At 37.5% G+C, this 21,006-nt stretch carries 21 protein-coding genes; 10 read left to right on the top strand and 11 right to left on the bottom strand.

Annotated elements, in window-relative coordinates; all coding sequences use genetic code 11:
* Positions 1 to 358: 358 nt before the first annotated feature.
* From AC1M9A_RS11935 to AC1M9A_RS11915, 5 genes are all read right to left on the bottom strand, one after another.
* Complete coding sequence (locus AC1M9A_RS11935) at positions 359 to 2,236, bottom strand: 5'-nucleotidase C-terminal domain-containing protein (RefSeq protein WP_481610288.1); 1,878 nt, start codon at positions 2,234 to 2,236, stop codon at positions 359 to 361.
* Positions 2,237 to 2,297: 61 nt separating this feature from the next.
* Positions 2,298 to 3,893 (bottom strand): FAD-dependent oxidoreductase, encoded by a 1,596-nt coding sequence (locus AC1M9A_RS11930; RefSeq protein ID WP_481610287.1) that lies wholly within the window; start codon positions 3,891 to 3,893, stop codon positions 2,298 to 2,300.
* Complete coding sequence (locus AC1M9A_RS11925; protein WP_481610286.1) at positions 3,890 to 4,351, bottom strand: hypothetical protein; 462 nt, start codon at positions 4,349 to 4,351, stop codon at positions 3,890 to 3,892. The genes AC1M9A_RS11930 and AC1M9A_RS11925 overlap by 4 nt, the downstream gene beginning before the upstream one ends.
* Before the next feature lie 163 nt (positions 4,352 to 4,514).
* Positions 4,515 to 5,129, bottom strand: coding sequence for a YidB family protein (locus AC1M9A_RS11920; protein ID WP_481589281.1), 615 nt, complete (start codon positions 5,127 to 5,129; stop codon positions 4,515 to 4,517).
* A gap of 101 nt (positions 5,130 to 5,230) precedes the next feature.
* Entirely contained in the window at positions 5,231 to 5,698 is a 468-nt protein-coding gene (locus AC1M9A_RS11915; protein ID WP_481610285.1) for a DUF6231 family protein, read from the bottom strand.
* A gap of 31 nt (positions 5,699 to 5,729) precedes the next feature.
* On the opposite strand from AC1M9A_RS11915, the gene AC1M9A_RS11910 reads away from it, so the two are divergent.
* Positions 5,730 to 6,605, top strand: coding sequence for a DUF2797 domain-containing protein (locus tag AC1M9A_RS11910; RefSeq protein ID WP_092767828.1), 876 nt, complete (start codon positions 5,730 to 5,732; stop codon positions 6,603 to 6,605).
* A 38-nt stretch (positions 6,606 to 6,643) separates the two neighbouring features.
* On the opposite strand, the gene lpxB is transcribed toward AC1M9A_RS11910, so the two are convergent.
* Positions 6,644 to 7,813, bottom strand: coding sequence for a lipid-A-disaccharide synthase (gene lpxB, locus AC1M9A_RS11905; RefSeq protein WP_481610284.1), 1,170 nt, complete (start codon positions 7,811 to 7,813; stop codon positions 6,644 to 6,646).
* A 186-nt stretch (positions 7,814 to 7,999) separates the two neighbouring features.
* Here lpxB and AC1M9A_RS11900 point away from each other — a divergent pair, with 186 nt between their 5' ends.
* From AC1M9A_RS11900 to AC1M9A_RS11890, 3 genes are all read left to right on the top strand, one after another.
* On the top strand, positions 8,000 to 8,875 hold the full coding sequence (locus AC1M9A_RS11900) for a sulfite exporter TauE/SafE family protein (protein WP_481610283.1): 876 nt from the start codon (positions 8,000 to 8,002) through the stop codon (positions 8,873 to 8,875).
* 261 nt (positions 8,876 to 9,136) lie between these two features.
* Positions 9,137 to 10,228, top strand: coding sequence for a 3-deoxy-7-phosphoheptulonate synthase (locus AC1M9A_RS11895; RefSeq protein WP_051586615.1), 1,092 nt, complete (start codon positions 9,137 to 9,139; stop codon positions 10,226 to 10,228).
* A gap of 48 nt (positions 10,229 to 10,276) precedes the next feature.
* The gene (locus AC1M9A_RS11890; RefSeq protein ID WP_481589284.1) at positions 10,277 to 10,801 is read left to right on the top strand and encodes a protein-tyrosine phosphatase family protein; all 525 of its coding nucleotides are present in this window, start codon (positions 10,277 to 10,279) and stop codon (positions 10,799 to 10,801) included.
* Between the two features lie 10 nt (positions 10,802 to 10,811).
* Here the strand turns inward: AC1M9A_RS11890 and ispF are convergent, their stop codons facing one another.
* Entirely contained in the window at positions 10,812 to 11,297 is a 486-nt protein-coding gene (ispF, locus tag AC1M9A_RS11885) for a 2-C-methyl-D-erythritol 2,4-cyclodiphosphate synthase (RefSeq protein WP_092767822.1), read from the bottom strand.
* A 98-nt stretch (positions 11,298 to 11,395) separates the two neighbouring features.
* Between ispF and AC1M9A_RS11880 the strand changes: the two genes are divergently transcribed.
* Positions 11,396 to 12,049: an A1S_1983 family putative colistin resistance protein gene (locus tag AC1M9A_RS11880; RefSeq protein ID WP_481610294.1), complete on the top strand. Its 654-nt coding sequence runs from the start codon at positions 11,396 to 11,398 to the stop codon at positions 12,047 to 12,049.
* 23 nt (positions 12,050 to 12,072) lie between these two features.
* Here the strand turns inward: AC1M9A_RS11880 and AC1M9A_RS11875 are convergent, their stop codons facing one another.
* The 4 genes from AC1M9A_RS11875 to AC1M9A_RS11860 all read right to left on the bottom strand — a co-directional run bounded on the left by AC1M9A_RS11875 (position 12,073) and on the right by AC1M9A_RS11860 (position 15,726).
* Positions 12,073 to 12,921 carry an EamA family transporter gene (locus AC1M9A_RS11875; protein WP_481610282.1) on the bottom strand — a complete coding sequence of 283 codons (849 nt, stop codon included), beginning with the start codon at positions 12,919 to 12,921 and terminating at the stop codon, positions 12,073 to 12,075.
* Positions 12,922 to 12,999: 78 nt separating this feature from the next.
* Entirely contained in the window at positions 13,000 to 14,037 is a 1,038-nt protein-coding gene (fba, locus tag AC1M9A_RS11870; protein WP_035269168.1) for a class II fructose-bisphosphate aldolase, read from the bottom strand.
* A 132-nt stretch (positions 14,038 to 14,169) separates the two neighbouring features.
* Positions 14,170 to 14,418, bottom strand: coding sequence for a hypothetical protein (locus AC1M9A_RS11865; RefSeq protein ID WP_481610281.1), 249 nt, complete (start codon positions 14,416 to 14,418; stop codon positions 14,170 to 14,172).
* 120 nt (positions 14,419 to 14,538) lie between these two features.
* The gene (locus AC1M9A_RS11860) at positions 14,539 to 15,726 is read right to left on the bottom strand and encodes a phosphoglycerate kinase (protein WP_481610280.1); all 1,188 of its coding nucleotides are present in this window, start codon (positions 15,724 to 15,726) and stop codon (positions 14,539 to 14,541) included.
* A 138-nt stretch (positions 15,727 to 15,864) separates the two neighbouring features.
* Between AC1M9A_RS11860 and AC1M9A_RS11855 the strand changes: the two genes are divergently transcribed.
* From AC1M9A_RS11855 to AC1M9A_RS11835, 5 genes are all read left to right on the top strand, one after another.
* Positions 15,865 to 16,248, top strand: coding sequence for a DUF2237 family protein (locus AC1M9A_RS11855; RefSeq protein ID WP_035269188.1), 384 nt, complete (start codon positions 15,865 to 15,867; stop codon positions 16,246 to 16,248).
* On the top strand, positions 16,248 to 16,859 hold the full coding sequence (locus AC1M9A_RS11850) for a Maf family protein (RefSeq protein ID WP_481610279.1): 612 nt from the start codon (positions 16,248 to 16,250) through the stop codon (positions 16,857 to 16,859). The genes AC1M9A_RS11855 and AC1M9A_RS11850 overlap by 1 nt, the downstream gene beginning before the upstream one ends.
* Before the next feature lie 350 nt (positions 16,860 to 17,209).
* The gene (locus AC1M9A_RS11845; protein ID WP_481610278.1) at positions 17,210 to 17,650 is read left to right on the top strand and encodes a hypothetical protein; all 441 of its coding nucleotides are present in this window, start codon (positions 17,210 to 17,212) and stop codon (positions 17,648 to 17,650) included.
* A gap of 401 nt (positions 17,651 to 18,051) precedes the next feature.
* Positions 18,052 to 19,218 carry a ribosomal protein uL16 3-hydroxylase gene (locus AC1M9A_RS11840; protein ID WP_481610277.1) on the top strand — a complete coding sequence of 389 codons (1,167 nt, stop codon included), beginning with the start codon at positions 18,052 to 18,054 and terminating at the stop codon, positions 19,216 to 19,218.
* Positions 19,219 to 19,328: 110 nt separating this feature from the next.
* Positions 19,329 to 20,999, top strand: coding sequence for an FMN-binding glutamate synthase family protein (locus AC1M9A_RS11835; protein ID WP_481608072.1), 1,671 nt, complete (start codon positions 19,329 to 19,331; stop codon positions 20,997 to 20,999).
* Positions 21,000 to 21,006: the final 7 nt, after the last annotated feature.

The raw sequence follows: 21,006 nt of genomic DNA, 5'->3' as shown, positions 1-21,006 counted from the left end.
AATTTCTACCAATTATTAATGATAATATATATCGATCAATCAACCAGTAAAAATCCACACAAGTTGTTCTTCATAATCTCTTAATGATCTTTCTAACATCTCGTCAATGCTAGAAGCTGGACTCGAAACACTTAACAACTCAGCAACCTGCTTCGTTCGTTTCCGTATATCTCGTCGGTATGGGGTGCATTCTATAGATTTTTTCTTCCCTTGCAACCCCTTATTTAAACAAAAACTCATGCATGTTTATTTTTTAAGCAAATTTATATTTTTTACACTAAAAAATACACAAAAACGATTAATTAAATTAAAAAACCCCAATTAAATTGAGGTTTTTCAGATCAAAAAGCTCTAAATCTTATTCTATGTATTTTTGAGTACTATAATATGAAGTAGGTAATTTTCGAATTGTTTTTATTTCTTGATGACCATCTATTGAATTTAAGTAATTGAAGAATGCTTCTGCATAGTCCAATCCAACATCTATTCGACGATCACCTGTAATTTTTTTCAATGTATGATAGTAATCAGCCCCATCAGCTAAAAAATTGATGGTTACAATTTTATATAACTGATTTAAATCTAATGGCACAAGCTGGTCAGACCTATTTCTGACTTGAATATTTGTAATACGCTTTCCATTAGGCTGCGTCATATCAACTTGCCAAGTTAATCCAGCCGTATATGGATAACTTCCAGTATTTTTTTGTTCAATTACGCCTGAAATGGCATCTTCAAGCGTATCTTTAATTTCTTGACCAGTCATATTCAATTGAACGAGCGTATTTTTGAAAGGTAAGACTTGGTAGATATCTGCTACAGTGATATTTCCTTTCGCCAAATCAACTCTTACTCCACCTGCATTTTGAAATGAAATATCAGCATTAAAATATTCTTTGCCTTGTTTAAGAAATGCTTCGGCAACCATTTGTTGAATATTACCACCATGGGCATCGACATGCGCATTCAAATTACACACATCACCTAAAGATGATCGTGAGCGATCAAATTGAGTTCCCGGCACACGTCTTGAACATAAATTATCAACTGCCTGCCCAACAACTTTGACTGCAAATAATTTTTTAGATTGCTTATAGGGCTCTAAGACTCTCAAAATATTTTGATCTTCTTTAATAATAGAAAAAGGAGCTCGTTCTTTTTCGAATTGATGTTCTATATATTTTTTTTCTTGATCACTGACTCTTTCATTATTTTGCTTACGTTTAAAATCATCGCTAATTAACACATGCGGTTTACCCACACAACTTTGAACCGCACCATCTGCATTAAATTTTACGTTAAGTTCACCAACCACATAACTGTATTGCCATGCTTGAGCAACACAAACAGATTCGCCATTTTTATTTTTCAATTGTAATGGGTAGGTAGCGACAGGAGACATACCATACTTTTCTAATATATGAGGTCCAAACAATGTGTGAGAGTCGCCTCCAATTATCACATCCACATCCGTAAGTTCTTGTGCTAATTTTTGATCAAGTTCATAGCCTACATGTGTTTGTAAAATAATTTTTTTAATTCCCTGTTTTTTGAGTTGATTAATCTCATTTTGAGCTACTGTAATTTCATCTCGGAATAATGTGTCTTGATTTGGTTGAGAGGAGTTTTTAGTTTTTGATGCAATGGTGAGCCCCACAACCCCATATTTTTCCCCATCCCGCTCAAGAACAATAGATTTTTGAATCCGATCTGTCTGATATAAAGGTGAACTCACCCCAAATTCAACATTTGCAGAAAGAATCTCTGTTTGCTCTTTACAGTGTCCTTCGTCTAAAAAACCCATAAAATCTTTTAAGCCTTGGTCTTTTGCATCAAATTCATGATTTCCCAAGGTAAAAGTATCAAAACACACTGTATTCATCATTTCAGCGTCAGCTTTTCCATTTGAGAGGTTATAATACAAATCTCCTGTTATCGCATCACCAGCATGAATTTTCACTACATTCGGATGATTTTCAGCCATTAGATTCATAAATGTTGCTACACGAGAAAATCCACCACGCGAAACGACTAGTTGCTCTTCACCATGACCTAAATCAAAATTAAAGCTAAGCTCTTCACCATCTAAATGGGAGTGATGGTCATTAATATGAAGAATTTTTAACTCTGAGGGTTGTGTAATATTAGGATTAGATTTTTGGTCATCTCCACCACAACTACTTAGCAATAACGATGTAGTTAAGAGAAGAGCTGTTATTTTTTTCTTGTTCTTCATTTGAATACTCCTTTTTTAAACCAAGAGTATTCAACGAAGATATGACATTATGATGGTGGATTTATGGCACTTTATCGAAATGACTGATTTTATATTTTTCCGCAAATCGCTCAGCTAATGCCGTAATGGTCAAACTCGGATTAACACCAACATTCACAGGAATCGCACTTCCATCAACCACATATAAGCCTTGATAGCCAAAAACCTGATGATTAGAGTCAATCACACCTTTAGAGGAATCTTCAGCCATAACTGCACCACCCAATATATGCGCTGTAACAGATAAGTGCCCCATACTTTCCAATATATTATTCTGTGCTTGACCACCACTTACTTCAGCAAATTTTTCCGCAGCTTCATTTGCTAACGGTATAAAAGACGGCGCTCTTTCTCCAACTGAAACCTGCGTTTTCAAAAAACGCCTAAAACCTCTGAGTGCAGTACGTCCATATACAAATCGTAGTTGATTGTCTGCCTGTTGCATGACGGTTAATACAGTGACACGTTTATGCCAGTTTTTAGAACGCCATGATCGAGTTGAAACAAAGGGGTGCAGAAAAAAATGCTTTAAAACATGGAGTGCACGTTTTACAGGTTGATCGCCATTGACCAGTGGTCCCATATAAAACTTCATAAACTCATAACTTGCTGGAAATCGATTCTGAGTAATATGTGTTTTGTCATCTGCATGAAAATGACTGGAAATGGTCGTCCCTCTCGTTAAATCTATTGTTTTATCATTATTAGAGATTGCAACAATCGCCTCACTATTGGTTCGAATATGCTCACCTAACTGACCAGAAATATTCGGTAAGGTTTTGTACACTTCTCTTGAAGCAAACAGAATTTCAACGGTTCCTATAACACCTGCGGATATAATGACCTGTTTCGCAGAGTAATCTTGTTTTTCTTTGGAGTTAAATGACTGATATGTATGAATGATATATTTTCCATCAACCTGTGAAAGATGAGTCACTTTGGTTTCTGGAATAATCTCGACTCCATTTTTCTCTGCAAGATATAAATAGTTTTTATCCAAACTATTCTTCGCACCCTGTGCACACCCCGTTATACAATTTCCGCACTGATTACAGCCTATTCGTTCGGGACCTTGACCATTCAAAAGCGGATCACTCACCCATTGATGAGGATCACCAAAGTAAATTCCCTGTGGTACAGTGTCAAAACTATCTCCAGAACCCATTTGTTCTGCTGTTTGTTTTAACCACTCATCTTGCTGACCTTTATATGGATTTAAACTTACACCTAGCATGGACTGAGCCATCTGATAGTGCGGTTGTAATTCCCTCTCCCAGTCTTCTAACAAATGACTCCAAGTTGGATCACGATAAAACTTTTGACCTGGTTTTAACAACACAGCAGCATAAACAACACTGCCACCACCAACGGCAACCCCTCGAACCACACCCATATGTTGGAATACGTCTTGTGCAAGAAAACCCTTCATCCCTAACGTCGGTGCCCAATTTAAGTATTTAGAACTCCGACTTGCTCGATGTAAATCATCTTCAGTGAGCCTTCTTCCCTGCTCTAGCACAGCTACTTTTAATCCAAGCTCAGACAATCTTAGCGCAGATACACTTCCACCAAAGCCTGAACCTACAATAATGACATCATATTCAAATTTTGATTTCATACATCACGACTTAGAATAAATGGAAATGAAAAATGCTTTAAAAAAGGAAGATTAATGATAGTCATACACAACATCGTATGTTCATCAAGCTGTCTTAACTCATCAACCACCCAACGCCATGGAATTGGTGCTGTCTTGCCATAATACAAGGCGATCGTTTGTTTTCCATCAATCAAAGACGCCTCTTCTAGACACTCCATTTGAAGCTTTTCACTTCTCTGCCCGCGATTGAGTAAAATATTAGTGACTAAATTTTGATTGATGAATTTTTTCCCAAACCACCCCCCCAATCCACTTAAAAATAAACTCGGTGCTGCAGACACTCTTAACCACCAAGGACCAATAAACTGAGCCTGATATTCTCCTTGTCTCATGGCAAGTGGCGCGGATGAAAGTTGTTGATAGGTTGCCTTAATCGAGGACAACGAAGCAGTGATTAAATGCTCCTTACGGATCATGAATTTCTCCCTCAATGATTTTTGTTTTATTCAGCATGTCCTATGCTTCTTTATGAAATATATCAATCGTTTAAATTTTATTCCACATACATACTTTGATCGATTGCATAAAAAAAGCCGAATGTATGTCACCTCCGGCTTTTCAACTCAAATTAATTTCACTTTATTTCTTTAAAAATCCTGATACAAGATTCAACACATTTTGTATATCTGAATTCGCTTCTTGTGGATCGGTCTTATTTGCTTGAGGTGTAAGCGAATCAATAATTTGTGGTAAGACTGAAGAAATCGCATTGTATACATCCTGTTTAGGAACTTGCGCTTCTTGTGCAACTTGCTCGACATCTTGCTGATCAAATAAATTTTGAACTTGTTGCGTACTGACATTGGCATTTTCACCAGGACCAGTTGAAACCCAATCATCCACTTGACTCGTCAGCCCCTGACCTTTCAGTTGATCAAGCGCACCTTGCAAACCGCCATTCTTTTGAATCCAATTGAGAATTAAAGGAACTACTGCGATTAATAAGGTTTGAGCGTTTAGACCTGATGATTTGCCAACACCACCAGATTGACTACCAGATAGACCACCAAGTACAGATCCTAAAATCCCTCCCAATCCACCTTGTTGTTGGTTTTGATTGGTCTGATTATTTTGTCCCGTTAAACTCCCGAGTACCGAACCAAGTACACCACCCAATCCCGATTGATTAGATTGTTGATTACCTCCTAAAGCCTGTTTCGCTAAAATTTCAACGATATTACTTAAATTTGTCATCAAGACACCTTTAGATTCTTATTTTCATTAATCAGCATATCGTTAAAAACATGGCTTTGTACATTGAAATTGTTGTGTTTTGATAAACTCAAAGTTTGCCATTACCATCGAAACTTATTCCAATTTTCTGGATTAGCCCAAAACTTAGAATTAAACCAATCTGGCACATGCTTATAATTCAAAATATTGAATTGCCATAAGGCGAAATCTTGCTCTGTATTCTTTTGCTCAATGAGCTGCGTGAATCCCAGACTTCTTAATAATTGTTCATCTGCAATATGAGTCAACACGACGATTCTTTTTGCCATTAAATCACGCAGTTTTACCAGCATTTGTGATTTATGATGGGTTGATAGTGTATCCATCTGTTCATTATTTAAAATCACAACACCTAGATCATAGCGTTGCTGAAAAGGAAGCATTAAAAATTCAGTTACGTTAAAATGATTCCATTGGATTGTTTGAGCATAGTCTTGGCTGAGATCCTGACCAAGACATACGGCAGTTTGAATTGGCTGTTCTTTAGATAAATCGTCTAGCATTGACGTGATGACATTTTTCTCAGCCATGAGCTGCACCTTATTTGAGTGAGATTAAAGCATGGAATTACAGGGCATTTGTCATAAAATGCACGCTGGTTTAACCAACCTAAGTGTAACTGAACAACAAACACAACAGGCAAATGTTGAATATAAATTTATTTTAGATCGTTCAGAAATCAATCTCCCGTTCAACTTAGGTCAAGAAATTGAAATTGAATGGACCGGCAAAATTTACTGTGTATCCTGTGGAAATAAAACACCAAAATCATACTCCCAAGGTCACTGCTTTAAATGCATGAAAACGAAAGCAGCCTGTGATATGTGTATTATGAAGCCAGAAACATGCCATTACCATTTAGGGACTTGTCGTGAAGAAAGCTTTGCTCAAGAAGTATGCTTTCAACCCCATATTGTCTATCTTGCCAATTCAAGTGCATTAAAGGTTGGCATTACCCGTTTAGGTCAAATGCCAACACGTTGGCTAGATCAAGGGGCTACCCAAGCTTTACCTATTATGAAAGTGGGCTCTCGTCGGCTATCTGGACAACTTGAGGTTATGTTTGGTACGCAAGTCGCTGATAAAACAGACTGGAGAAAATTGCTGAAAGGTGAAGCAGAAAAGGTGAATTTGTTAGAGATCAGAGATGAATTGCTCACGGAGTTTGAACCTCAAATTGAAACCATTCGAGATGAGTTCAGCATGAGCCTAGATTTCAATGAAAATGTAGAAATTTTAGAAAACGAACTTCCTCGTGAATTCATTTATCCTGTCGATCAATATCCTGAAAAAATTAAATCGCATAACTTAGACAAAACACCAGTTATACGTGGAAAACTGCACGGTATCAAAGGACAATATCTGATTATGGACACAGGTGTAATCAATATACGTAAATATACGGGTTATGAATTAAAAATTCGTGCCGACTCATAGTGCAAAATTAAAAAAAGCCTCAATATGAGGCTTTTTTTTTAAAGGATAGATAGAATTGCGTGCACTGGATCTTCATTTTGATCCGACAATAGTTGCTTGTGCATCGTCAACAATTGCATAAATTGTATTTTTGAGTTTTCGATATTCATCAACAGCTCAATCTCATGTGCTAAGTTTTCTGGAGTTGCATCATTCTGGATTAACTCCTGAATTACTTTTTTACCTGCAATAATATTAGGTAAAGAATAATAAGGAATTTTCACTAAAAGTTTCGCAATCCAGTAGGTTAAACTATTTAATTTATAAAAAGTCACCATAGGACGATGCAATAACATCGCCTCAAGTGTTGCTGTACCCGATGCCAACGCCACAATATCACTGGCATCCATGACCATCCGACCTATTTTAGATTCCGCGTCAATATTTTCCATTAACTTAATATTATCTTTAAGCGTATCTGGATAGCCTATTAGGATCTGCTCAATTTGTTGTTTACGAGCATCATTGATGGCTGGAATTAAAAATTGATACTCGGGATATTTTTCATGGACAATCTTCGCTGCATCTAATACAAGCGGCCCTAGCTTATCAATTTCACCACGACGACTTCCAGGCAGTAATGCGATATGTTTTTGTGCAGGATTTAAACCAAGCGCCTGCTTTGCATCAAGTATAGGATTTTCCAGCGGTAGTTGATTAGCGAGAGGATGTCCAACAAATACCGCTGGCACATTAAATCGATCATAAAAAGTTTTTTCGAATGGGAATAGGCAAAGCACCAAGTCAATTGAGGCTTTAATCCCATGAACACGACCTTGACGCCATGCCCAAACCGAAGGACTCACATATTGAACAGTCTTAATTGGCAACGATTTTTGCTTTATTTTTTTTGCTAAGCGTAAGTTAAAATCTGGTGCGTCAATCCCTATAAAAATATCAACAGGTTGTTTAGTCCATTGATCAACCAAGCCATCTCGAACCGCAAAAAGTTTTTTAATATCTTTTAATACTTCAACAATTCCCATCACCGATAGAATATCCATCGCATAATAGCTTTTAAAACCCTCTGCAATCATTTGAGGACCGCCAATTCCTTCAAATTCAGCATCAATTCCCTGCTCTCGAAAACGACGTATTAATTTGGCGCCTAAGGTATCACCTGAAACTTCACCAACCACAATGCCAATTCTAAGTTTTCGATTTTGCAAATGAATATCCTCTCTCATGCTCTACAAGTATCTTAACATAAGCAGCTCATAACAGATTGAGTTCTTGAAATATCTTAACTTAGCAATGCTTTATCTTATTTTTGAATAAGTAAATGAATAATCAAGACAACAGCTTATATTCAAAAATCATAAGATATGCCGGTTTTCTGATAAGTAGCATAAACGATGTACGGTTCTATTGAATATATTTTAGCAGGTGTTTTAGTTGGATTCTGTGTAGGGGTTACTGGCGTAGGTGGCGGCTCACTTATGACTCCTATCTTAATTGGTTTATTTAAAATTGAACCACATATTGCAATTGGTACAGATCTACTTTATGCCGCGATTTCTAAGTTTTGCGGCTCTTTTGTACATGCAAAAAAGCTTAATATTGTTTGGCCCATCGTCATTTGGCTTGCGATCGGAAGTATTCCAGCCTCTTTAGCCACAACTTGGGTTTTAGACAACTATTTGAGTCAATCTACACATTACAAAGCCATTCTCACGATGGTCTTAGGCTTTATGCTGACCATTACTGGTATTTCAATTGTATTCCGTACCCAGGTAGAAAAATTCTTCAAGAAATTTTCCAAAGAAGTTACTGAAGAGGAAGTTGAATTAACTCGAGAAAAATTAAAGCAGAAGCGTTTATATATAGCTTTAATGGGTATTGTATTGGGTATTTTTGTGACCTTATCTTCAGTTGGCGCGGGTGCATTCGGCATTATGGCGCTGATCATCATGTTCCCTAATTTACCTATGATTAGAATTATTGGTTCTGACGTTGTCCATGCAGTTTTACTGACGCTCGTGGCAGGTATGGGTCATATGAATTCAGGTAATGTGGATTTCAATTTATTAATGTGGCTTTTGGTCGGATCGATTCCTGCAATCATCGTTGGTACGCTGGTGAGCTCCCATTTACCTGAAAAAATTATTCGCAAGGTACTGGGCATCACCTTATTTGCCATTGGTGTTAACTTCATGCTTAATCCAGTCAAAGCGAAACCTGTGACCGCACCTGAGGCAGTTATTGAAACCTCAACTCAAGCCCAGTCTTAATTAATATCATGTTCAAACTGTAACCTCAGTGAAGCTGTATAATTCACTGAGGTGAAATTAAATGATTTATTCAATTTAATAATTTTCAAAAATTAAATCATTCTATACAATACAAGTAGAAACTCTGATTAATACCAAAAAGACAATTTCATTACTTTTTTTTATTAAATCCATTCAACTTTTTGATAACAAATGATCTACTGAATCATGCTATATTCAATAGATTGAACATTTTCTTGTAAAAACGAACCAGTGACGGCAATGAATACTTTACAGTCAAATTCTATCACCCAAAACGACATTGATGACGTGAATGTACAAAGCATTCAGCCTCTTGTTACTCCTGCTGAATTAAAAACAGAATTACCGTTAACTGATAATGCATACCAAACAGTCCTAAAAGGTCGTGAAACTGTACGTAATATCTTAGATGGCAACGACAAACGTTTATTCGTAGTCATTGGACCGTGCTCTATTCACGATCCTGCAGCAGCTCATGATTATGCTGATCGTTTAAAAGTTTTAAGCGAAAAAGTGAAAGACACGCTTTATATCATCATGCGCGTGTATTTCGAGAAGCCTCGTACAACAGTGGGTTGGAAAGGCTTAATTAATGACCCTGACATGAATGACTCTTTCAACATTGAAAAAGGTTTACGTTTAGGCCGTAAATTATTGCTTGAACTCAATGAGAAAGGTCTGCCATGCGCAACTGAAGCGCTTGATCCCAACTCTCCACAGTACTACCAAGACTTAATTTCTTGGTCAGCAATCGGTGCACGTACAACAGAGAGCCAAACACACCGAGAGATGTCTTCAGGTTTATCATCTCCAGTTGGCTTTAAAAATGGTACGGATGGCGGTCTCACTGTTGCGACCAATGCGATGCAATCTGTAAAACATGGCCATAGTTTCCTTGGCTTAAATGACCAAGGTCAAGTTTCGGTCATTCGTACTAAAGGCAACCAATATGCCCATGTTGTGTTGCGTGGTGGTAATGGCAAACCGAATTATGATGCTGGCTCTGTAGCAGAAGCTGAAAATGCATTGGCGAAAGCAAAAGTAAGCAACAAGATCATGATTGATGCGAGTCATGCCAATTCTAATAAAGACCCATACCTTCAGCCATTGGTTCTAAAAAATATCACTGAACAAATTTTAGATGGCAATAAATCGATCGTAGGTATTATGGTTGAAAGTCATTTAAAAGGTGGCCGCCAAGATATTCCTGCAAATCTTTGCGATTTAGAGTATGGTAAGTCTGTTACAGATGGATGCATCGATTGGGAAACAACTGAAAAAGTTCTGTTGGAAATGGATGCAGCTTTGAAAGACGTTCTACCACAACGTTAATCAGATAAAACGCCATCACACGATGGCGTTTTTTTATAAGGTTAAATCATGGATCAACTCGAAAAAGAACTAAGCTCAATCCCCCATTTTCAATTTGTTCATGAGCATTTGTTTAGCTCAGGTCAGCCAAACGAAGAACAACTTAAATCAATTAAAGCCTATGGTATCGATACCATCATTAATCTCGCTTTTAATGATGCTACACCGAACTTAAATCATGAAGATCGCTTGAGTGCTGAAATTGGTCTTAACTACATCCAAGTGCCTATTGATCCAGAATTTCCACATGATGATCAATGTTTATTTGTACTCGATCTGATCGATCATCTCGTTAAAGAGAGAATGGTCTGGATACATTGCACCAAAAATCATCAATGTAGTTCATTAATCTATCTGTACCGACTACATTATATGAATATGGATTTACCTACAGCACATGAGCTATTACACCAAGTATGGGAACCCAACAACACTTGGACTGGGTTAATGCACGCGGTCGGCTTACAGTTGCAAGGACGTAAAGCCACTCAAGAACTGCAAGCCTCTTTGATGAAAGCGCAAAACTTTGAATGATCAAAATTGTTTATTGATGACTAATTAATACGGTCGCTGTAGACAGAATTCCTTCCTGACGACCAGTAAATCCTAATTTTTCAGTGGTAGTGGCTTTAATACTAATCTGATTGATATCCACATCAAGTACATCTGCAATACTTTGACGCATATCTAAATTATGTTTCGCTAATTTTGGACGCTCACAAGCCACTGTAATATCCGCGTTATTCAGTTGATAACCACGATCCAATATCAACTGATAAACATGCTTTAATAAAACCTTACTGTCCGCGCCTTTGAACTGTTCATCAGTATCTGGAAAGTGCTGTCCAATATCACCGAGCGCTAAAGCACCCAACAATGCATCACAAAGTGCATGTAAAACTACATCTCCATCAGAGTGTGCTTTCAAACCATGTGTATGCGGAATACGAATACCAGCCAATGTGACATAATCGCCTTCCTCAAAAGCATGAACATCAATACCTTGACCTATACGAATAGCTAAGCTCACATTGAACTCCTTTACACAGTTTTTGAAAATGAAATCTTGTATTCTTTGATTCTTGTTCGCTATAGTAGATGCGCAAACATTTGAAAGTATAAGCGATGATGTTGTCAAAAAGCGTATCAAGTTGGATGAAACCTTTAATTTCTATCTTTTTCATTGGATTAAGCAGTGTTTCTGTCGCACAGGCACAACTTATTCAATGCGATAAGCCTCAATCAAGTTTTAAAAATTCCATGATTTGTGCTGTTGATTTTTCATCTTTGAGAGATGAATTGAATGAACGCTTTTTAACATCCTACTTAGTTACCGATGCACCAACTCGATTAATTCAAGATACACAACAGCTTTGGCTGAATCGACTGCAGCAGTGTAAAAATAAAAATTGTGTGTCATTACAAATCAATCAACGCATTGATGATTTAAACTTTTACATGTCAATGAATCAAACGCTTACTCAGCATTACATCAAGTTTGAACAAGGTAAAATTGCAGCGCAACCTGTACACCTCAAGATTCATCAATTAAGCAAGGATCGCGTCAAAATTGAAGGTATTGCTTATCGTAGCCCTAATAATCGCATAGAAACCCAGACCATCCCATTATTGGCTTATACAACCACTCAAAGCAAACACGAAATTACTGATAATGAGCATGATTGTCAGTACAAACTCAAATATCAAAAATCATTACTGATTGTCTCAACTGAGCAAACAGGCTGTGAGCGCTTTAGTGGAATCTATCGACTATATGATTAAACAGAGTGTATGCAAGTTCACAGTTAAATTGCGAATGCTAAACACAACACTCCTGTGATCGCTAACAGAATACCTAAGCTGTTTTTTAGGGTTATTTTTTCTTTAAAAACTAATATACCTGCGATCACACCTAACACTACGACCAAAATATTCATGCCAGCAAATACGATTGCGGGTGAATCCTTTAACAACATATGTGCTTTCACATAAAGTGCAATATTGGCAAAATTCAATACACCTAAACTTAGTCCAGCAAGAAAATTTTGCAATGTCCATGATGTTTGACGCAGGGACAAATACCCCATGGAAATAATGAAAGCAAACACAAACATCAAGTTTAAACTGACTGCAAATTTTAACCCTAAACTTGTACTGTATTTTAACAGAACATCTACGAGTGCATAGCCAAGCCAAACTGCAAGCAAATACATTCCTGCTTTTTTTGTTTGCAATGTTGGTGTTGATGTTTTAGAGAAAATGATCAAAACAATTGCACCCAAACCCAATGCAATACCAATCAATTTTAGGGTGCTAAATTTTTCTTGGAAAAGAAAATAGGCTGCCAACAATGAAAGAACAACGGATAATCTTTGCGCGATTTCAGTTCTGATAATTCCAGCTTGATCAAGTGATTTGGAGAGCAGCAAGAATATTGAGGGTAAAGCTATCCCCAACAACCCAATAAGCCACCAAGGTGTGGAAGTTAATGATATTTGGTAGAGATCTGGCTTAAACCAAAAAAAACAGAGTATCGTGGCGATGGCATAATTCCACGCAATCATTTGCATGACATTAAATCCACGAGACTTACTAAACTTCAATATAATCGATACTAGTACGCTGCACAAAGCTGCTGAAAAAATAAGTTCCATAATTTGCTCTTGTTTTTTTATTCAAGAAAAAGCCCACAATCACTGTGGGCTTTTTAAAATTATAAATAATTTTATTAATTATTTATAACGATCTACCATTTTCTCTAAAGAAATTGGGCGAATCTTGTCAGCATGACCTGCTGTACCAAATGCAGTATAACGATCTACACAGATTTGCTTCATTGCTTCAACAGTTTGAGCAAAGAATTTTCGTGGATCAAATTCACTTGGTTTTTCAGCCATCATACGACGCATAGCACCTGTTGAAGCTAAACGTAAGTCAGTGTCGATATTGATTTTACGTACACCGTGTTTAATTGCTTCAACCAACTGCTCAACAGGAACACCGTAAGTTTCTTTGATGTCACCACCGTATTGGTTAATAATCGCTAACCATTCTTGTGGAACTGAACTTGAACCATGCATTACAAGATGAGTATTTGGAAGTGCAGCGTGGATCTCTTTAATACGATCAATCGCTAAAATATCACCTGTAGGTGGACGCGTAAATTTATAAGCGCCGTGTGAAGTACCAACCGCAATTGCTAACGCATCAACGTTAGTATCAGCGACAAATTGAGTCGCTTCCTCAACCGAAGTAAGGAGTTGTGAATGATCTAGAACGCCTTCAGCGCCAACACCATCCTCTTCACCAGCCAAACCAGTTTCAAGGCTACCTAGGCAACCAATCTCACCTTCTACAGATACACCACACGCATGTGCCATTTGAACAACACGACGAGTTACATCTACGTTGTAATCATAAGTTGTTGGTGTTTTACCATCTGCACCTAATGAACCATCCATCATTACTGATGAAAAGCCCAATTGGATTGAACGTTGGCAAACGTCAGGATCAGTACCATGGTCTTGGTGCATCACAACTGGAATGTGTGGCCATTCTTCGATTGCAGCCAAAATAAGATGGCGTAAGAATGGAGCACCAGCATATTTACGAGCACCAGCAGATGCTTGAACAATAACAGGTGAATTTGTTTCATCTGCGGCTAACATAATCGCGCGCATTTGTTCTAAGTTGTTTACGTTAAACGCTGGTACGCCGTAACTATGTTCTGCGGCGTGATCCAAGAGCTGGCGCATTGAAATAAGAGCCATAATTTCCTCCCAGGTAATGCTCCATATTCTAACCTGACCTGTGTTTCAATTCAGCAACAATTGACAGTATTTCATAAAAAATCCCTGCAATTGCAGGGAGATTTTCGATTTAGTACTTATTGATGTACAAAATCACTCCGCCGTTGCTTGATCAGCAGGTGCATTTGCAACTTCTTCAGGAACATCAGTATTATTTTCATCTTGTAATGGCTGATCAATAGCATCGATAGCCGCTTGTTGTTCAGCACTAATATCTGATGCTTCAACAGCAACTTCTGATGTTGATGTTTGATCTGCAGCTGGTGCACTTTCTTGTTTAGAACAAGCCGTCATTGCAAGAGTAGCAGCCAATAGCGCAATTACGCTTAATTGTAATTTCATGATGTTATTCCGCATGATAAATCAGATTATGATCATAATATTTCAAAATTATTTCATTTTCATGACGAAAATTAGTCATAAAAAAAGACCTTTTTAGAAGGTCTTTTTTCTTAAATCCAATTAAGCGCGTTCAAGTAGAACAGCGACTGCTGGTAATGTCTTGCCTTCTACAAATTCAAGGAAAGCACCACCACCCGTCGAGATATAACCAATTTTGTCAGCCACTTCATACTTATCAATCGCAGCTAAAGTATCACCACCACCTGCGATAGAGAAACCTTCAGATTCTGCAATCGCTAAAGATAGCGCTTTCGTGCCTTCACCAAATTGATCAACCTCAAACACGCCTACTGGACCATTCCAAAGAATTGTTTTTGAAGTTTTTAAAATTTCAGCAAACACTTGAGCTGTTTCTGGACCAACATCAAGAATCATGTCATTGTCAGCAACATCTTCAACTTTTTTCACTACGGCTTTTGCTGCCGCTAATGAGCCAAGGAAGTCATCAAAGTTAATTTCTGATGCGTCAGCAACAACAACATCTGTTGGCAATGGAACCGATACTTTCGCAGCAATTGCTTTAGCTGTATCGATTAAATCATTTTCACAAAGTGATTTACCAACGTTATAGCCCGCAGCCGCTAAGAATGTATTCGCAATACCGCCACCGACAATGAGCTGATCACAAATATCTGATAACGATGTTAAAACATCAAGTTTAGTCGATACTTTTGAACCAGCTACGATAGCAACCATTGGTTTTTCAGGCGTCTGAAGCGCACGACCAAGTGCATCTAATTCAGCGGCAAGTAATGGACCTGCTGCTGCAACTTTAGCAAGACGAGCCACACCTTCTGTTGATGCTTCTGCACGATGTGCAGTACCAAATGCATCCATCACAAACACATCACAAAGTGCTGCATATTTTGCTGCCAACTCTGGATTATTTTTCTTTTCGCCTGTGTTAAAGCGACAGTTTTCGAGTAACACAACTTGGCCTGGTGCAACTTCAACACCATCCAAATATTCAGTGAGTAATTTAACTTCTTGACCCAATGCTTCAGTTAAGTAGGCAGCAACAGGTGCAAGTGATTGTTCAGCTTTAGGCTCACCTTCAACTGGACGACCAAGGTGAGAATAAACCATTACTGCTGCGCCTTTTTCAAGAGCGGCTTTAATTGTTGGTAATGCAGCGCGTAAACGTGCATCACTCGTAATCACACCATTTTTAACAGGAACGTTTAAGTCTTCACGGATCAGAACACGTTTACCTGCTAAATCGAGGTCAGTCATACGCTGAAAGTTCATGTATAGCTCACTTTATAGATATCAAAACCGCATAGATTCTAAATGATTATGCTAAAAAAGGTGAGTAAAATTTCAGAAAAGCTGTAGAAATCTTTAGATTTGATTATGATAGATTGATTCGAACCACAAAGTGTTGCTATGTCTATCCATCCAGATCCAAGTATTAATCGTTTAAATGTTTTCGGCGAACCGCTCGCCAGTTGTTGTTTTGATCCTATCACAGGATATTTCAGAAATGGTTTTTGCCACACTGCACCCTCTGATTTAGGTCAACATACAGTCTGTGCCGAAATGACGTCAGAATTCTTAAGTTTCTCGCAACGAATTGGGAATGATTTGACAACACCACTACCCGAAGTTGGTTTTCCCGGTTTAAAGCCTGGTGATTTCTGGTGTATTTGTGTGACGCGCTGGGTTGAAGCTTATCAGAATGATATGGCACCGAATTTAAAACTTCAGGCTTGTCATCAATCAGTACTTGCTTATGTCCCGATCGACATTTTAATGGAATTCTCAGTGTAATGAATCATCATGTTGCTTCAACGTCAGCAAGAATTATTTTAGCTTCTGGCAGTCAGACACGTAAGGAACTACTTAATCGATTACATATCGATTTTGAACAACTATCACCCGATATCGATGAGACTCCGCGTGGGGAAAGCCATGCCGATGATCTTGCCTATCGACTTGCATATGAAAAAGCAAAATATTTTGCTGAGAAAGATCCAGATGCGATCGTAATTGGTTCTGATCAGGTAGCTTGGCGTGAAGGCGCACCTGATATATTTATTGGAAAACCTTTATCTCCTGAAAAAGCAATCAAACAACTTCAAGCAAATTCAGGAAAAATTGTTTATTTCAGTACAGCTTTGAGTGTTCAACACGCTTCATCTGGGTTTGAAGAAACCATTGTTGAACATTATAAGGTCAAATTTAGGCATTTGAATCTTGAAGAAATTCAGCGTTATGTCGCACTTGAACAACCTTTACAATGTGCTGGAAGTTTCAAATGTGAAAGTTTGGGCATCAGCTTATTTGAAGAAATGATCGGTCAGGATCAAACAACTTTAATGGGTATGCCGATGATCCAATTGTGTAAGATTTTACGTGAATTGAAAATTCTAGTGCCTTGATACGTTGCTTATTAATAAATAAGACCGAGTTCAATAACTCGGTTTTTTTGGAATTATTTGTTACTAGCAACTGATGAATGAAATAAATACCCTATTTTTAGCTCAAATAATTACAACTGAGCTAAATTAATTTATCTACACAAAGCTGTGGAAAATTGATCGATAAGCGATCTCAAAACATAGAAATTGTAAAAAAGTTCAAATGATCATATTTGGGTTGTTCATTTCAAGTTAAGAATATGAATTACATGAACAAGTTAAGAAACTTTGTATAACATCCATTATCTTAGTTTAAGTTATCATTGTTAAAGTTTTTTTCAATTTTGGATAATATCTTTAGGGGGATACATATGCATGATAACTACTGGAATAGATTTCTGCATATAGAAAAAAAACTAAAAGAATTTAGTACTCACGTAGATTTTGACATTAGAAACAATGAAACTTTTTCTATAGAAATAATGAATTTGTATCTTACAATTTGTTCAGAAATTGAAGCTATTTTTAAAGCTTGTACATCTAATATTGGTAATTCATTCAACTTTAGAGATTTTCGTGAATACTATAAAGATGAAACACAACTACAAAGTCTATCTCTCTTAAAGTCTGACGTAAAAATTAAATATACATCTTTAAAATTCACTCCATTTGATAAGATAGATAGCGATGAAACAATTTTATGGTGGAATCACCATAATAAAATTAAGCATGATCGTGAGATTAATAGAAATCTCGCGAACTTAAAAAATCTATTAGACTCAGCTAGCGCACTTTTTTTACTTAACTTATAGTCTACAGATTTGTAGTTCAAGAAAAAATATACCTTATACCCCCTCCTGAAATTTTCGAAACAAAAGACTTCTTGGTCAGCATTCATTCTTCAGGAGGTGGGCTTCTATATACATCCAAAGCTTGTATAAATAGTTTTGGTGCTGAAAGCCCTTTTGATGATGATTAGTTTAGTTAATATTTGATTCAATAAATCTGCCTCATTTAACATAATGGCTGTTATACGATATGAAATTCCCCTCAAAGTGTAAATTAATTATTTCTTTAAAATAGCTATATTCATTTTTTTCATATTCATTTGTATCATCCATAAGCAAGAAAACATGCGCTTTTAAAGCCGTGTCACTTGCAGAACTTGCATCGTTCAAGGGACAATAAGCCAAACTAAATTGTAGTCCTTATTATGTCCCAAACTTTAGACGTTCTCGGCGGTATTAGCGCTGAGCAATTCCTTACGGAATATTGGCAAAAAAAACCTCTCCTCGTTCGTAATGCAGTTCCTGAAATTGTGGGTTTACTTGAACCCAATGATGTTATGGAGCTTGCACTCGATGAAAACGTGACTGCACGTTTGATCAAACAAAAAGATCGTGACCCTAATCAATGGAATGTGAAGTCATCGCCACTGCTCAAAGCAGACTTCCAAAAAATGCCAAAATTATGGACACTACTCGTTCAAGCGGTCGATCACTATTCGTTTGATCTTGCTGAATTATGGAAAAAATTTCCTTTTATTCCTCAATGGCGTCGTGAAGACATTATGGTGTCTTACGCACCACAAGGTGGTTCTGTCGGCAAACACTTCGATTTTTATGATGTATTTTTAGTTCAAGGTTACGGACATCGCCGTTGGCAATTAGGGCAAATGTGTGATGAACAGACAGCACTCGTTGCAGGTCAGCCTTTAAAACTTTTGCAAGAAATGGAAGTTCATTTTGATGAAGTTTTGGCGCCGGGCGATTTACTATACGTCCCACCTGGTCTTTCTCATTATGGCGTAGCTGAAGATGAGTGTTTAACCTATTCTTTCGGTTTCCGCATGCCAAATATCTCAGACATGATGGATAGTCTTGGTGATTCTTTTTCAGAACAAGAGCAACTGAAAAAACCATTATTAGATATCACACGCTCTGTCAGCACTGCTGTCGGCGAAATTTCAGATCATGAGCTTAGCTATTTGCGCGAACAACTTTTAGCTCAACTGCAAAATCCTGAGATGCTAAATGAAGCCATCATGTGTCTCGCTTCGCAACCTGGTTATCCTAACAATATTCCAGAAAATGACGAAATTGGAACAGGTGATTTAGAAGAAGCACTTGAAGAAGGTTATTTATTAAAAATCGAACCTGCTTCACGTTTGCTTTATAGCAACTTCAATGATGAACTTAACTTTTGGGCAAATGGAGAACGCTTATGCATCTCCGAAGAATTTAAACCCCATTTAAAACGTATCGCTGATGGTGAAATGATCGCTTTGGATGAAAATTTATTTGATCAACACATTCTTGAAGATCTCGCGGAACTCTTGAATAATTCGATCATTATGTTGCTTCCTTCGGAAGAAAACTAAACCCATAAATATAAATTGTTAGCTTACATCTGTAAGCTAACAATTCACTACTTGTCTGATTCCATAGAAGTTCGTATGGTAATTGCAGTAAAGAACGATGGAAAATAAAAATGGCAAGTCCTGCTCAAGCAATAAGACATAAATTACTGAACACTTTTTTTTCAAGGCATTCTGTATGGTTCGCATGTATTATCATCGCCCTGAGTATTACATGGCTTAGGCTATTTTACAGCCCCCATTATATTTATTATTTTCTATCCGACAGTGTCATTAATATTATTTGGCTACTGACCAGTTTACTCAGTGTCTTAGGCCTATATGATGTACTTCAAAATAAACATTCGATTTTAAAGAACTACCCAATCATGGGGCATTTTCGCTTCTTATTTGAAGATTTCAGACCCGAAATTCGTCAATATTTTATTGAATCAGACCAAGACGCTTTACCCTTTTCAAGAATGCAACGTAGCTTAGTTTATCAGCGTGCAAAGAATGAAAATGCTGATAAGCCTTTTGGTTCAATTATTGATGTATATCAAGATGACTATCGTTTCATTACTCACTCTCTTGCACCGAAACTCCCAGCTGATACCAGCACCTTCCGTATTAAAGTGGGTAATGATCAGTGCGCTCAACCTTATAGTGCATCAATCATGAATATCTCAGCAATGAGTTTTGGGAGTTTAAGTGCTAATGCAATACGCGCACTTAATCTCGGTGCCCACATGGGTCAGTTCTATCATGATACTGGCGAAGGAAGCCTAAGCCCCTACCATCTTGAAAATAATGGAGATATTGTTTGGCAAATTGCCAGTGGATATTTTGGTTGTCGAACTGAAGATGGTCTATTTGATCCTGAAAAATTTAAAGCTCAAGCCAAACATCCCAATATCAAAATGATTGAGCTAAAACTGTCTCAAGGTGCAAAACCAGGTCACGGCGGTATTTTACCCAAACATAAAATTACAGAAGAAATTTCGAAGATTCGTGGTGTTCCTCGTGATCGCGATTGTATTTCCCCGCCAAGCCACCCTAGCTTTAATACACCGATTGAAATGATGCATTTTATTCAAAAGTTACGTGAACTATCAGGTGGTAAACCTGTTGGATTCAAATTATGTATCGGACAGCCTTGGCAATTTATGAGTATTGTCAAAGCGATGCTTGAAACCAATATTGTTCCTGATTTTATCGTCGTAGATGGATCAGAAGGTGGAACCGGTGCTGCACCGATTGAATTTAGCGATAATATCGGAACACCACTGCGTGAAGCGCTCTTGTTTGCACACAATACCTTAGTAGGTGCTGGATTAAGAGATAAAGTAAAAATTGGTGCAAGTGGTAAAATCATCAGTGCTTTTGATATTGCAAGTACCTTTGCCTTAGGTGCAGATTGGGTGAATTCAGCTCGTGGATTTATGTTTGCTGTCGGTTGTATCCAAGCTCAAAGTTGCCATACCAATCAGTGTCCTGTTGGGGTAGCAACACAAGATGCTGAGCGCCAAAAAGCAGTCCATGTCCCAACGAAAGCAGAACGTGTTTATAATTTCCACAAAAATACATTACATGCACTAGCAGAAATGATAGCAGCTGCAGGTTTAAATCATCCGAGTGAAATTAAAGCTCATCATCTTGCGCAACGTATAAATGATCGTGAAATCAAAAATTATGCTCAATTACATTTTTGGTTAGAATCGGGTCAACTATTGAACTGTAAAGATAAAGACGAAGAAAATTTCTATTTCAGAATGTGGAATTTGGCAGATGCCAGCAAATTCTAGTTTCATC

This window comes from Acinetobacter sp. ANC_7634, assembly GCF_056779875.1.
Note: the sequence above shows the minus strand (reverse complement) of the source record. Positions and strands in the feature narration are given on the sequence as shown.

Coding starts and splice junctions, on each gene's coding strand:
- AC1M9A_RS11935 (WP_481610288.1), bottom strand. CDS start 2,236: ATGAAGAACAAGAAAAAAATAACAGCTCTTCTCTTAACTACATCGTTA.
- AC1M9A_RS11930 (WP_481610287.1), bottom strand. CDS start 3,893: ATGAAATCAAAATTTGAATATGATGTCATTATTGTAGGTTCAGGCTTT.
- AC1M9A_RS11925 (WP_481610286.1), bottom strand. CDS start 4,351: ATGATCCGTAAGGAGCATTTAATCACTGCTTCGTTGTCCTCGATTAAG.
- AC1M9A_RS11920 (WP_481589281.1), bottom strand. CDS start 5,129: ATGACAAATTTAAGTAATATCGTTGAAATTTTAGCGAAACAGGCTTTA.
- AC1M9A_RS11915 (WP_481610285.1), bottom strand. CDS start 5,698: ATGGCTGAGAAAAATGTCATCACGTCAATGCTAGACGATTTATCTAAA.
- AC1M9A_RS11910 (WP_092767828.1), top strand. CDS start 5,730: ATGGAATTACAGGGCATTTGTCATAAAATGCACGCTGGTTTAACCAAC.
- AC1M9A_RS11900 (WP_481610283.1), top strand. CDS start 8,000: ATGTACGGTTCTATTGAATATATTTTAGCAGGTGTTTTAGTTGGATTC.
- AC1M9A_RS11895 (WP_051586615.1), top strand. CDS start 9,137: ATGAATACTTTACAGTCAAATTCTATCACCCAAAACGACATTGATGAC.
- AC1M9A_RS11890 (WP_481589284.1), top strand. CDS start 10,277: ATGGATCAACTCGAAAAAGAACTAAGCTCAATCCCCCATTTTCAATTT.
- AC1M9A_RS11880 (WP_481610294.1), top strand. CDS start 11,396: ATGTTGTCAAAAAGCGTATCAAGTTGGATGAAACCTTTAATTTCTATC.
- AC1M9A_RS11875 (WP_481610282.1), bottom strand. CDS start 12,921: ATGGAACTTATTTTTTCAGCAGCTTTGTGCAGCGTACTAGTATCGATT.
- fba (WP_035269168.1), bottom strand. CDS start 14,037: ATGGCTCTTATTTCAATGCGCCAGCTCTTGGATCACGCCGCAGAACAT.
- AC1M9A_RS11865 (WP_481610281.1), bottom strand. CDS start 14,418: ATGAAATTACAATTAAGCGTAATTGCGCTATTGGCTGCTACTCTTGCA.
- AC1M9A_RS11860 (WP_481610280.1), bottom strand. CDS start 15,726: ATGAACTTTCAGCGTATGACTGACCTCGATTTAGCAGGTAAACGTGTT.
- AC1M9A_RS11855 (WP_035269188.1), top strand. CDS start 15,865: ATGTCTATCCATCCAGATCCAAGTATTAATCGTTTAAATGTTTTCGGC.
- AC1M9A_RS11850 (WP_481610279.1), top strand. CDS start 16,248: ATGAATCATCATGTTGCTTCAACGTCAGCAAGAATTATTTTAGCTTCT.
- AC1M9A_RS11845 (WP_481610278.1), top strand. CDS start 17,210: ATGCATGATAACTACTGGAATAGATTTCTGCATATAGAAAAAAAACTA.
- AC1M9A_RS11840 (WP_481610277.1), top strand. CDS start 18,052: ATGTCCCAAACTTTAGACGTTCTCGGCGGTATTAGCGCTGAGCAATTC.
- AC1M9A_RS11835 (WP_481608072.1), top strand. CDS start 19,329: ATGGCAAGTCCTGCTCAAGCAATAAGACATAAATTACTGAACACTTTT.